This is a genomic window from Halomonas sp. SpR8 (assembly GCF_031010195.1).
Classification (GTDB): Bacteria; Pseudomonadota; Gammaproteobacteria; order Pseudomonadales; family Halomonadaceae; genus Vreelandella.
Genome location: NZ_JAUAMC010000006.1, coordinates 272,787 through 285,622 on the forward strand (window position 1 = coordinate 272,787; position 12,836 = coordinate 285,622).

The window sequence follows — 12,836 nt, forward strand, 5'->3', positions numbered from 1 at the left end:
AACCATAATGAAAACCCTCAAGATTGGCCTAATCGGCACCGGTTTTATGGGCAAAGCTCACGCCATTGCCTTTAATGCAGCATCCAGTGTTTTTGAACTGTCCGCCAAGCCCGTTTGCGAACTGCTGGCGGACGTTAACCTTGCTACTGCGGAGAGCCGAGCACGTGCCTGGGGATTTGCCCGGGCCACCGATGACTGGCGCGCCCTGGTGGCCGACAGTGACGTGGACGTGGTGGATATCTGCGCGCCTAACTTCCTGCATAAAGAGATGGCGCTGGCCGCCATTGCTGCGGGCAAGCATGTTTATGCTGAAAAACCGCTGGCGTTGAGCACGGCAGGCGCCGACGAGATGGTCGCTGCGGCTGAAAAGGCGGGTGTCAAAACCCTGGTGGGCTTTAACTACATTCGCAATTCAGCCACCCAATTGGCTCGTGAAATTGTCGCCAGCGGTGAAATAGGTGAATTGATTCACTTTCGTGGGCGACACAACGAGGATTACCTGCTCGACCCCCAAAAGCCCCACGACTGGCATACACAGCGGGCAACAGCGGGTGCTGGCGCGCTAGGCGATGTGGGATCGCATATTCTCAATATGGCCGAGTTTTTAACCGGACAGCGTATTACCGAGGTATGCGGCCAGCTACAGACCGTCATCCCCAATCGGCCCAATGCCGACGGCAGCGGTATGGCGGCGGTAGAAAACGACGACCAGGCCCAGGCCATGCTGCGCTTTGATCAGGGGTTAATTGGTAATATCGAGACGTCTCGGGTGGCCGCTGGCCGCAAAATGGGGCTGGCCTACACGCTAACGGGCACCAAAGGCGCCATTGTGTTTGATCAAGAGCGCATGAGCGAGCTGCAGCTATATCGCCATGGCGATACCCACGGCAGGCGTGGGTTCACTACTCTGTTAGCAGGCCCGGAACACCCCGACTATGCCGCGTTCAGCCCCGCGCCAGGGCACGGTCTGGGCTATAACGATCAGAAAATTATCGAGGTGCGCGACCTGGTGGAGGGCATCATCAACCACCGCCCCCTCTATCCCGATTTCCGCGAAGCCGCGCGGGTTAATCGACTGATCGATGCCATAGAAAGGTCAGATCAGACGGGGCAGTGGGAGGAGGTGTTGTGACGGTTATCTAGCCTATGTATTTATAAAATAATCAGCGTCGCGAGTCCCAAAAAGGATAAAAAGCCGACCACATCGGTGACCGTGGTTAAAATCACCGCGCCGGATAGCGCTGGATCAATCTGAAATCTTTTCAACACCAGTGGAATCAGCACGCCTGATAAGTTGGCAAGGCTCATGTTGAGAAAGATGGCCAGCGTTATTACTAACGTGATTAAAGGATCTCCAAACCAAAGATAGGAAATAAAGCCGACCACGAGCGCCCATACCAAGCCGTTGCTCATCCCTACCCATAGCTCTTTATTGTAAAGCCACTGTTTATTGTTACCCGCGAGCTGGCCTAGCGCTAGGCCGCGTATAACGACCGTTAGGGTCTGACTTCCTGCGATTCCTCCCATGCTGGCGACGACAGGCATCAGGATCGCTAATGCTACAATTTGATCCAGCACGGCTTCAAACTGTCCGATCACAAAGGCTGCCAAAAAGGCGGTCAACAAGTTGATGCCCAACCAAATGCCGCGGCTTTTGGCGCTACGCAAAATGGGGGTGAAAACTTCTTCTTCGTCACTGACGCCCGACATGTGCTTTAACGTCATGTCAGCATCATCTTGTGTGATCTCTAAGACGTCGGCGGAATTCAGTTGGCCCACCAATAAACCATCGCTATCGCATACAGGCACAAAGTGGAGCTCTTTAGAGCGCAGTAACGCCGCCGCATCACTGACTTTCATTTGATCATTTAGGGTAAAAAAATCATCCATATACTCGTCAACCACGGCGTCTTGCGGCTGCTTGATTAAATCAATCAGCGTCAAGGTACCGAGCAAACGTTTATCCTTATCAGTCACCATAATCTGCTGGGATTCATCGTCGAGCAGGTGATGGATACGAATGTAGCGTTGCACGGCTTCTAACGAAACGCCCTGTTTTACATTGACCGTCTCGGGGTCCATGTAACGCCCCACCACATCATCTTCATAGGCATGAAGATTTTCGACCTGGGCGCGAATTTCATGATCCAGACTGGCGTAAACGCTGGTTTTGATAGCTTCGTCAGCAACATCCAGTACTTCAGCAACTTCTTGAGCATCCAGGCCCTTAACAATCTGCTCCACATCGCTGGCGGACAGGTCTTCGATGTAGTCGGCACGGATATCTTCATCAACTTCGGCTAATACCTCGCCGATTAATGCTTCTGGAATGTGCTCCCAAATGAGGTCGCGGGTTTTAGCGGGAAAAGACTCAAGTGTGCGCGCAGTTTCTAGAGCATCGAGCTCGGTGAATAGCTCTTTTAGGGCAGGGGTATCTTCTTCATCTAACAGTTTTTGAAGATAGAGTAACTGCTCCTCGGTGTTGGTATATTTTTCATCATCGCGCATAGAGTCCATCCTCTGGGAAATTAAATTTCAATCCAATCACGTGAAAGCTCTTGATGGCTCACTTTAGATTTTATCGACAGGCTTAGTTGAAAGCCATGAAGACGGGCTGTGAAAGTATTGGCTTAATTAGCAAGATGGGCTGATTGGCACGTTATGCACGACTGACTGCAGCCTTGGAAACGGGCTTGAGGAGAGTTGACCGCCTGACCGAAGTTAACGTCAGCTACTGGGCTGGCTTAACCATTACGAAACAGGAAGCTATAGGCATTCAACGCTGGTACGCCACCTAGGTGGGCGTAAAGTACTTTTGAGCCCGCGGGGAATTCGCCGTTGCGCACCTTATCAATCATGCCGTGCATGGATTTGCCTTCATAAACCGGGTCCGTGAGTACCCCTTCCAGGCGGGCGCACAGGCGAATGGCTTCCAGTGTGCCTTCGTTGGGTAGGCCGTATTCCGGGCCGCCGTAACGGGTATCCAGTATTACATCGCCATCGCCGATACCGCCTTCCAGCTCTACCAGTTCTGCGGTGTTGCGGGCAATACGCAGAATTTGCTCACGGGTTTGTTCGGGCTTGGCAGAAGCGTCGATGCCGATGACTCGCTGAGCGCGGCCATCAGCGGCAAATCCCACCACCATGCCTGCCTGGGTGCTGCCGGTGACGGAACACACCACGATATAGTCGAATGTAAAGCCCAGCTCTTTCTCCTGCTGACGCACCTCTTCGGCAAAGCCAACAAAGCCTAAACCGCCGTAAGGGTGCTCGGAACAACCCGCCGGGATCGGGAAGGGCTTGCCGCCGCGCTGACGCACATCCTCCATGGCCTGCTCCCAACTGGGGCGAATGCCAATATCAAACCCCGCGTCGTCCAGGCGCACATCGGCGCCCATAATGCGTGACATCTCGATATTGCCCACCCGGTCATACACCGCGTCGGAGTAGTTGACCCAGTTCTCCTGCACCAGCACGCACTGCATGCCCAAATGAGCGGCAACGGCGGCAACCTGGCGGGTCTGGTTAGACTGAATGCCGCCAATCGATACCAGCGTATCGCAGCCCTTTTCCAGCGCTTCGGGGATTAGGTATTCCAGCTTGCGGGTCTTATTACCGCCAAAGGCCAGACCACTGTTACAGTCTTCGCGCTTGGCGTAGAGCTCCACCTCACCGCCGAGATGTTCGCTTAGACGTTTGAGTGGCGTGATAGGAGAGGGGCCAAAGGTAAGAGGGTAGCGTGAGAAACGTTCTAGGTTCATAACAGGCTCCAGCTTTTAAGCGTTTCAGTGCGAAATAGAAAGCTCGCTTGGCGAGTGGGATGTGAAAGGTTTTTGTGAACAGCTTTTTGTGAACAGATTTGTGTGAAAAGCTCTGTGTGAACAGCGGGCGCGCTCTGCTATTTATACTAAGTGCTAGCTAAGATTTTTGTGTTGCAAAATTAGACGTGTTAAAGCAACAAGAGTTGATATTAAATGCTTTATGTAGTTTTAAATGGTGTGTAAGTATCAATAAGGTAAATAATGGTGCGTTCAAAAACTCCCCGTTCAGGCGCTGAGCCTGATAAGCAGGCGGTTGAACTAGACCGGACGGATCGACGTATTCTCAAACTGCTTCAGGACGACGCCACGCTCTCCAATGTGGCACTGGCCGAGCAGGTGAACTTGAGTCCAGCGGCCTGTTTGCGAAGGGTTGAAAAGCTTAAACGGGACGGTGTGATCAGCCGTGTCGTGGCGCATTTAGACCCGGAGCAGCTCCAGGCGGGCATGGTGGTGTTGATTGGCGTGGTGCTGGATCGCTCGACGCCGGAATCCTTCGCCGCCTTTGAAGAAGCGGCACAAAAGGTATCCGGCTGTATGGAGTGCCACGTGGTTACGGGGGAGTTTGACTACTTTATGCTGGTGCGCACCCGGGACAGCCAAAGCTTCAACAAGCTACACGCCGAACAGTTGCTCTACCTACCCGGCGTGCGCCAGATCCGCTCATTTATGGGGCTGCGTCAGGTGGTCTCGACTCATAAGGTGGTGGTTTAGTCTTTTGGAAATCGAGCTTTCAGCTCGGCGACCTGATCTGATGGATATTGCACGCAGATTTCAGCCGCCAGTTCTATTGCGCTCGCTCTTATCTTTGCATTGAGCCCTGCACTGGCTAATGCTTCAGTTACATTTAATAACTAAGATCCATTTGGTATTTTTTTGAGCACTGATATGATCAAAAGTGTCTAAATTGATTCAATTGATCATTTTGGATGGATCACTAACAAGATACTTTGTAGGTTGAGCTTCTTCCTCACTCGGGGCATGGGATACATAAAGAGGAGTGGTGGCAATGTTTTCACTGGTGAAGCTAAAGAATAAACCAGTGCTGAAAGCTTTGATGTCAGCCGCGATGGCGATATTGACCCCAGTTGAAGGTTCTCGACAAGAACGGGTAACAAAACTATGAAAGCGTGTGAGGTTCAGAGGTGAATACCGCCAAGTCATTTCGTTTCAATAACTTAATGCTGCCTTTATGGCGGTTAGCAATGGCGTTGATGTATCCCTGCCATTAGTCGCTCATCAGGATAACTGAGTTCGGTTCAGGTTTTTGCTTTCTCATCGACCATCAAATCTGATTTTCGCGCTTGGTAAGCAAATATCGATAGATAAATGCAGGAGGTGTCAGGCAGGTTGATTGCCGTATAAGTGTCGCGGAGAAGGTGGGTGGCAGATAGTGGATGGAAAAATTGCTTTTGAAAATTTTCTAAATATTCCATGTTTCAGGAGAACAATATGAAAAATACCCTCGAGACTAGAAAGGATGATCCAGAAGAGCTGGTTTCAAAATTTCCAGGTACTGTTTTTGACGACATGCCGAGCATGAAAAGCCTTTTGACTACTCTAAGCCCTATAGATCAGCAGCGATTTAAAAATTTTGGTTGGGGGCCTTCTATTAACCCTCGTTTCCAGACCCTCGTTGAGGCAATCAATTATCAAATAGCTATTCGGCCAAAGGCTGTCGCCGCCGAATATCAGGGAAAGTATCTGACCTATAGCCAGTTAGATGCGGCAGCAAACAAGCTGGCTTTAATTCTTTACAGCCATGGGGTGCGGCGGGGTGATGTGGTTTGTTTGTATCTGCGCCGATCTTTTTCAATGTTAGTAGGGATCGTTGCGGCGATGCGAGTGGGTGCAGCCTATGTTCCTCAGCATGTTGGAGTAGCCCCGTCGGAGATGCTCAGCCATATAGCCAAGATCTCCAGTGCGAAAGTTATCCTAACGCTAAGTACAATGGCTCCTAAAGTGGCCGCTTCCCAGCATCAAAGTCTCATCTTTATCAACAGCATGATGGACAGTCCGGCACCGGACAACCTGGATATGGGGCCTGGGAGGAGAGTTGGGCAAGTTCTCTCGATTGCATTCGATATGGCTGCGTGAGAAGTTTTGGGGGCGTTGTCGAACGGTGCAACTCTGGTTATTCGGGGGAATTCGATTCAGGAGACTGCTGAATCGGTTGATGTGCTTATCGCGACTCCGTCCATTCTTGCTTCTCTGGACTCAGAACGCTGCCGTCAAGTCAAAGTCGTTGCAGTTGCTGGCGAATCCTGTCCTCGGCCGCTAGCTGATAGGTGGTCCTCTTTCTGCCGTTTCTATAACTCTTGTGGACCAACTGAAACCACAATTATCAATACTGCTGAGGAACATTGGCCTGAAAAACAAGTACTTTCGATAGGGCGACCAACACCTAACAACACAATATATATATTAGATGAAAATCTTCATCCTCAACCGATAGGTGTAAAAGGGGAAATATGGGCGGGTGGTGATTGCGTAACCATGGGTTACTTAGGTAATGAGCTCCTGACGACCGAGCGTTACCTTCCTGATCCTTTTCGTCCGGGCCACATGATGTTCCGCACTCGTGATCTGGGGCGGTGGACTGATGACGGAGAGCTAGAGCATTTTGGGCGTGTCGATGATCAAGTGAAGATTCGTGGCTTTCGGGTAGAGCTAGATGCAGTATCCAATGTCTTGGAAGGGGTAGAAGGCTGTCTGCAAGCGGCTACCCTAAAATATGATGACCGCACTTTGGTCAGTTTCGTCACTCCTGCATCGTCGGTTGACCTCGCTGCAGCGACAGGCGCTGTAGCTTCAAAGCTTCCCTATTATTGTGTGCCAGCCGCTGTGCTGCCGATGGACACGTTTCCTCATACGTCGAGAGGTAAGCTCGATAAGAGAGCGCTGATGAAGATTGCGCAAGCATATCTTAAAAGTTTAAGCGCGGAGTACGCATAATGATAGCCAAGATGACTGACATTCGACTGGTAAGCCAGAGCTGGCGTTACTACACAAGGCACCCTGTGTTAATAGAGTATCGCAGGCTGATTATAATGATTATGCTTCTTAACTTAATCATTTTTATCATGGGGTTGCAGCATGGATGGTGGTTTACTGGGGAAAGGTATGCTTTTCAGAATATCGCTAATATGGCACTTGCTAATATAAGTTTGGGTATACTGATACGGCAGCAGCGTGTAGTAAATGCACTGTTTTGGTTGGCTATAAGAATTCCAACTTCGTGGCCGCTATGGATACGCTGGCGCGCAGGGAAAGTATTCCATTTTGGCGGGCTGCACTATGGCGGCACAGTGGTGGGAACCACTTGGTTTGGCTTTTTGCTGTGGGGGATGTTTCAGAGCCAACTGAACGATAAATCTACTCTTTCGGGTCTGACGCTGGGTATCAGCGCTGTCATGGTCGGACTGATGTTATTGATGATTGTTTCGGCTATTGGTCCAGTTCGGGCGAAATTTCATAATGGTTTTGAAAAAATTCATCGCTTTGTTGGCTGGGCTGTTCTAGGTCTATTTTGGGCTCATAATGTATCAATAATGCACGACATGGGCGAAAACTTGATTCAAACGTTTTCCTTCTGGGTTCTGTGTCTGGTCACATTATCAGTCATCTCACCATGGCTTACGCTGAAGCGGGTTGATGTACATGTTTTAAAGCCTTCGACTCATGTCGCGCTGGCGCATTTTGACTATGGGGACACGCCATTTCCAGGAAGCTCCAACGCTATTAGCCGAACTCCGTTTGGTGAATATCACTCTTTTGCAAACATCCCAACCCCAGGGCATGAGGGGTATAGGTTTGCAATAAGTCGCTCGGGCGATTGGACTGCTCGTTTCATTGACAACCCTCCTCAGAAAGTCTGGGTCAAAGGCATAACGACTTCGGGGGTCGCGCGGATTGAAGTCTTGTTCAATCGTGTCGTATACGTTGGCACGGGATCTGGTATCGGTCCCATTTTGCCGCACCTCCTGGCAAGGCAGGTGCCTTGTCGGTTGATCTGGTCAACTCGCTCTCCTCGCAAAACTTATGGCGACACGCTGGTCGATGAGATTGAGGCTCATACAGAGAAGCCCTTGATCTGGAACACGGACGAGTGGGGTAAGCCCGATCTGTCAAAACTTGCGCTACAAGCTGTGCGGGAGAGCGACGCTGAAGCTGTCATCGTGATTTCGAATCAGAAGCTAACGCGCCGAGTCGTGCATGACATGGAAACGTTAGGTATTCCAGCTTATGGTGCGATTTGGGACAGCTAACATATGTCAACTCATGGCCAGCGCAGCTTGATCGCCCAAGGGCGACTACTAGACAGTAGTGAAGGGAAAGTTTCTGTCTGCTGACTCGTATTATCTTGCCGATGCACGCAAAACCAGAGCTTAGTATTGCCAACCGAGGCTCATAATTCTTATATCCATTTAGCGTATTTGAGTCTTGCGTTCTCTGAAACTTAAGCTACCTTTAAGATAGTCTCATTGTGCAAGACTTTTTTCTCTTGCAAAAAATGATCAATATACTCCAATTGGATTCATTTGATCGATATGGGGCTGGCTCACAGCTCGCTAGCTTTGAGTTAGGTTTGTAACTTTTTAGAAACGCTTTGAAGGCTATGATGCCTTCTGTCTCCATCGGAGGCAGAACATGATTAAAAGGAGAAATGGTAATGTTTACATTTGATAAGCCGAAGAAAGAGAGCGGTGTTACTCCTACTGGTGGCGACGGCGGCGGTGGCATTGATGTTGGCCAACTGAAGCAGGTTTTCGAAGAAGCTGCTCAAAAGTCCATGGAAGTGAGTAAGGCTAAAACGGAAGGTAATACGGAGGTTGATACTGCCAAGTCCTCTCGTCCAAACAACTGAGGATTGCCAGCATATCGGTCAGCGGCGGTATGTGCCGTCGCTGGCTGTTGATGAAGCTTTTGAAGCCTCAGCGATTTTATTTCCCTCTTACCGACCGTCAAAAGTGATTTGTAGCGGCAGGTGGGAGGTTTATTGATAGGTATATGCTCATGGCCTCTTCTTTCACGACATCCATAGGTTCTTTCAAGACATCCATAGGTTCTTTCAAGACATCCATAGGTTCGTTATTCACTCCGTCCGCGGGCGTTTATTCGACGCTTCAAGTGACTGAAGGTGTTCACCAGGGCGTGGCTGTGTCCCTGGAACAAGCTGTTTGTCGTATCGGTGCTGAGGAGCCGGCGGATGTGATGCTCTGCGATGAGGGTGTCGCTGCGGAGCATGTCATCCTACGGTTTCATGCTCGGATGGTGGCAGTTGAAGCAGTCGGTGGGGAAGTTGTGATCGGCGGTGAAACGCTTACGCAAGGCACCGGCCGGCGAATTGATTTGCCTACAACGCTTGATATAGGGGGCGCCCAGTTGCGGTTGTCGCGCCCTGAGACCTCCTTGGCTCCCGTCATGCGGTTGGCTTACGAGGCCGTTGAGCCAGCACTGCGCGCCGCACGTAACTCGCTGCCGCATAAGCTGTTGTCGCGAAGACGCTACTCTTCCGGAGGCGAGCGTGTAGGTCGTGGGGCCGTGTTAACTGCGCTTTGCACAGTTCTCGGTATCGCTGGCGCTTATCAGCTAGTGGGAGTTGACGAAGCGGGCGCTAATATTTCTGCCGAAGCTCTGAACTCGACCGCTACCTTGTATCCTCAAGTAGTAGAGACGGCCCTGATAACCGAACAGCACGAGACGCCTGCTGAGGCCTTAGAGAATCAATTGCAACAGGCCGATCTTGGTGGGTTGCAGGTGCGCGATGCTGGCAACCATCTGGTGGTGTCGGGTGAATTCGCGCCTGAGCGGCATGAAGACTGGCAGGGAGTGCAGCGCTGGTTCGATCAGCGTTACGGCAGCAGCCAAGTGTTGGTTAGCAATGCCAAATTGAGCCTAGCTTCTGACCAGCCCGCTTTCCGTTTTCAGGCAGTTTGGCTGGGTGATAACCCTTATGTCATTGGTGCCAAGGGTGAGCGATTGTACCCAGGGGCGTCTTTGCCGGAAGGCTGGGTGCTTGCCGCCATCGGCGACGAACAGGTCACTTTGCGCCGCGGCGACGAACAGTTTTTTCTGACGCTGTAGGACGAGTTAATGAGAATTACACCTGATCGCGCTAGCGCCACCGAAAATCCACGGCATGATGAGCCGGTGGAGGTGAGGACGCGTCCTGGTGATATCAATGCTGACCGACCCGTTGATTCGGGAGGTCAAACTGGCTTTGACCGTGCGTTGGATAATACTCGGGTGCGACGCGAGGGAGGTGACTCTTTAAGTAATCGCGTGGAGCGAGAATCGACGCCCGCAGTCGGGGACCCATCCCTATACAGCGGTGAGCGGAGCATTGAGTTGCTGCAGCACGTGGTGGATAACGTCTTGCCCAGGCTTGAGGCTGAAGGCGATGCCACCGAGCTTGCTTCCCAGTTGATTCACGAAGAGATTGCCCTGCGTCAGGAATGGGAGGCGCGTCGCGCCGAGGAGAGTGCGACGTGACTGACGACAGCGACCGCCATGCCGCTGAGTTGTTACACATGCTGGGGCACCTGTACGTGAAAAGCGGTGACCGTAAGCGTGGGCTGGTGTTATTGCTGCTAGCCTCGCACATAGTGCCAGCGCATACCGGTATTCTTCACACCCTTATTCAAGCCTTTATCGTTAACGGCGATGTCCCGCGTGCGCTAAATGCGATCGAACGTCTTGAATACGTTGAAGGGCAGACACCAATTCTGTCGTTGCTGCAGAGCCGGGTGCTATGGATCGATGGGAGACACGATGATGCGCGACGGTGTTTTCAAGACTATCTGCAACGTCGGGAGGATAGATGAACGGTCTGTTAACTCGACTCAATGCCATCGCTCAGCGTGCAGCGCAGCGCAGCGATGTGGTGATCGCCAGCTTCATTGTGCTGGCGGTCGTCATGATGATTATTCCGCTGCCGACCGCCCTAGTGGATGCTCTGATTGGTATCAATATTGGTTTTAGTCTGCTGATACTGATTGTCGCCTTCTATATTTCCCACCCTGTCGACTATTCGTCGCTGCCTCCGATCATTCTATTGGCAACACTGTTTCGCTTGGCACTGTCAATTAGCACCACGCGCTTAATCTTGCTAGAGGGGTATGCCGGTCAGATGGTGTCTGCCTTCGGCAACTTCGTTATCGCTGGCGAGGTAGTGATTGGTCTCGTGGTTTTCCTGATCATCACCATAGCCCAGTTCTTGGTCATCACTAAAGGCGCTGAGCGAGTCGCCGAAGTGGCTGCCCGCTTCATACTGGATGCCATGCCTGGTAAGCAGATGAGTATTGACAATGATCTGCGCAACGGCGACATCGATGCGGGAGAAGCGCGTGCTCGTCGTCAGCGCTTGGAGCGCGAAAGTCAGTTGTATGGCTCCATGGATGGTGCCATGAAGTTCGTTAAGGGTGATGCTATCGCGAGTTTGGTGATTCTATGCGTCAACTTGATCGGGGGTCTGCTGATTGGAATGCTCAAGCGTGACATGGCATTCGGTGAGGCTGTGAACACCTATTCGCTGCTAACTGTCGGCGATGGGCTCATTGCTCAGATCCCGGCGCTGCTCATTGCAGTCGGCGCTGGTACCGTGGTGACACGGGTTAATTCTGATCAGGCTGGTGATCTCGGCAGTGAGATCATTGCACAGTTGGGCAATAACGCGCGGGCGTTGGAATTAACTGCCGCTGTCCTCTTTTTTGCCGCCTTTATTCCTGGATTCGCCACTACCGTGTTTTTAGTACTGGCTGCTGGCCTCGGTGTGGCGGCATGGTACGTTCGGCGCCAAGCTAGGCTTGATGAGAGCGACGGAGAAGAGGCTGTTGAAGTAGTCAGTGACGCCGATGAAGCGATATCAGCGCCCTCCATGTCAGCGGACTCAGTGCCGGATCCGCTAGCAGAAGAGGCTTTTTCGACGGCAGGGTATCGTCTGGTGGTCTCGCTGGATACCGCCCTGGGAGACGCTTTATCGCTCGACGAGCTGCGCGGCTTGCTGAACGCTACTCGACAGCGTGTGGGTCTGGAGCTCGGCGTCGAGATACCGGATGTCGGCGTACGGGTATTGCCGACAATGCAGGCGCAACATATTAGCATCGAACTCGATGAAGTGCCGGTTCTAGAAGGCGACATACCCGCTGGGCGAGTATTGCTTGACGACGACCCTATCCATCTGAAATTGCTGGATGTCGAGTACCATGAGCATCCGCCGTTAAGTGGCCGTGCGCCGGGCCTTTGGGTAGACGGTAATGAGCTAGCGCGTCTTGAGGAGTCGAGCATTGGTTACCGGACGGTCGAACGAGTTCTTTGTGACTGTTTGGAGCGAGTGCTGGGGCGCTACGCAGGAGAGTTCATCGGCATTCAAGAAACTCGGGCTTTATTGTCGCGCATGGAGCGGGATTATGCGGAGCTGGTCGGTGAAGCGATAAGAGTAGTGTCGTTGCAAAAGATGTCTGACGTGTTACGTCGACTAGTGGAAGATGGCGTGCCCCTTCGTGCTCTGCGCACCATCCTTGAGGCGATGGTGACATGGGGAGGGCAGGAGCAAAACGTAGTACGCCTAGTGGAACGGATTCGTGCCGCTCTGGCACGCCAGATATGCCATCGCTACGCACGGGCTGACAGGGTGCTGCCAGCCTGGGTGATTACACGCCAGCTAGAGGAGGTGGTTCGGACCTCGCTGCGGAGTTCTGGTGGCGGTACTCGCAACGGGGGCCTGCCGATACGCTTGTCACGGTCGCTGAACGGTTGGTTCCAACAACGTTTGGGCGAGCTTGATGCAGATGTGGCACCGGTGATCATTACGTCCAGTGATATTCGTCCGGTGTTGCAACAATGGGCCAATCGCTACCAACTGGACCTACCGGTCATTGCGTGGCAGGAAGTCGCCTCGGAATTCAATCTGCATGTGCTGGCGCAGGTAAAAATACCGGCACCATCCCCGCGAGACGCCAATCAGACGGCTGGCACCTCGGATGAGTGAAAAAATCGATAACAATATATTTCAGC

General features: G+C 52.0%; 12 protein-coding genes. 10 read left to right on the forward strand and 2 right to left on the reverse strand.

Going from position 1 to position 12,836, the window contains the following annotated elements; translation table 11 throughout:
- The first annotated feature begins 7 nt into the window (after positions 1 to 7).
- Complete coding sequence (locus QT230_RS13955) at positions 8 to 1,132, forward strand: Gfo/Idh/MocA family oxidoreductase (protein ID WP_308322514.1); 1,125 nt, start codon at positions 8 to 10, stop codon at positions 1,130 to 1,132.
- A gap of 20 nt (positions 1,133 to 1,152) precedes the next feature.
- Here QT230_RS13955 and mgtE read toward each other — a convergent pair whose 3' ends face one another.
- Together mgtE and QT230_RS13965 are read right to left on the reverse strand one after the other, a co-directional pair.
- Positions 1,153 to 2,508, reverse strand: a complete 1,356-nt coding sequence (gene mgtE, locus QT230_RS13960; RefSeq protein WP_308322515.1) for a magnesium transporter — start codon at positions 2,506 to 2,508, stop codon at positions 1,153 to 1,155.
- A 236-nt stretch (positions 2,509 to 2,744) separates the two neighbouring features.
- Positions 2,745 to 3,761: a 1-aminocyclopropane-1-carboxylate deaminase gene (locus QT230_RS13965; protein WP_308322516.1), complete on the reverse strand. Its 1,017-nt coding sequence runs from the start codon at positions 3,759 to 3,761 to the stop codon at positions 2,745 to 2,747.
- A 261-nt stretch (positions 3,762 to 4,022) separates the two neighbouring features.
- Here QT230_RS13965 and QT230_RS13970 point away from each other — a divergent pair, with 261 nt between their 5' ends.
- The 9 genes from QT230_RS13970 to sctV all read left to right on the forward strand — a co-directional run bounded on the left by QT230_RS13970 (position 4,023) and on the right by sctV (position 12,810).
- On the forward strand, positions 4,023 to 4,532 hold the full coding sequence (locus tag QT230_RS13970; protein WP_308322517.1) for an Lrp/AsnC family transcriptional regulator: 510 nt from the start codon (positions 4,023 to 4,025) through the stop codon (positions 4,530 to 4,532).
- 738 nt (positions 4,533 to 5,270) lie between these two features.
- The gene (locus tag QT230_RS13975) at positions 5,271 to 5,915 is read left to right on the forward strand and encodes an AMP-binding protein (protein ID WP_308322519.1); all 645 of its coding nucleotides are present in this window, start codon (positions 5,271 to 5,273) and stop codon (positions 5,913 to 5,915) included.
- A gap of 15 nt (positions 5,916 to 5,930) precedes the next feature.
- Positions 5,931 to 6,773, forward strand: coding sequence for an AMP-binding protein (locus tag QT230_RS13980; RefSeq protein WP_308322520.1), 843 nt, complete (start codon positions 5,931 to 5,933; stop codon positions 6,771 to 6,773).
- 95 nt (positions 6,774 to 6,868) lie between these two features.
- Complete coding sequence (locus QT230_RS13985) at positions 6,869 to 8,086, forward strand: hypothetical protein (protein ID WP_308322521.1); 1,218 nt, start codon at positions 6,869 to 6,871, stop codon at positions 8,084 to 8,086.
- A gap of 404 nt (positions 8,087 to 8,490) precedes the next feature.
- Positions 8,491 to 8,685: a hypothetical protein gene (locus QT230_RS13990; RefSeq protein ID WP_308322522.1), complete on the forward strand. Its 195-nt coding sequence runs from the start codon at positions 8,491 to 8,493 to the stop codon at positions 8,683 to 8,685.
- 149 nt (positions 8,686 to 8,834) lie between these two features.
- The gene (locus QT230_RS13995) at positions 8,835 to 9,905 is read left to right on the forward strand and encodes an FHA domain-containing protein (RefSeq protein WP_308322523.1); all 1,071 of its coding nucleotides are present in this window, start codon (positions 8,835 to 8,837) and stop codon (positions 9,903 to 9,905) included.
- Between the two features lie 9 nt (positions 9,906 to 9,914).
- Positions 9,915 to 10,313 carry a hypothetical protein gene (locus QT230_RS14000; protein WP_308322524.1) on the forward strand — a complete coding sequence of 133 codons (399 nt, stop codon included), beginning with the start codon at positions 9,915 to 9,917 and terminating at the stop codon, positions 10,311 to 10,313.
- Positions 10,310 to 10,645 (forward strand): hypothetical protein, encoded by a 336-nt coding sequence (locus QT230_RS14005; protein WP_308322525.1) that lies wholly within the window; start codon positions 10,310 to 10,312, stop codon positions 10,643 to 10,645. Before QT230_RS14000 ends, QT230_RS14005 begins: the two co-directional genes overlap by 4 nt.
- Entirely contained in the window at positions 10,642 to 12,810 is a 2,169-nt protein-coding gene (gene sctV / locus QT230_RS14010; protein WP_308322526.1) for a type III secretion system export apparatus subunit SctV, read from the forward strand. Before QT230_RS14005 ends, sctV begins: the two co-directional genes overlap by 4 nt.
- The last annotated feature ends 26 nt before the right edge of the window (positions 12,811 to 12,836 follow it).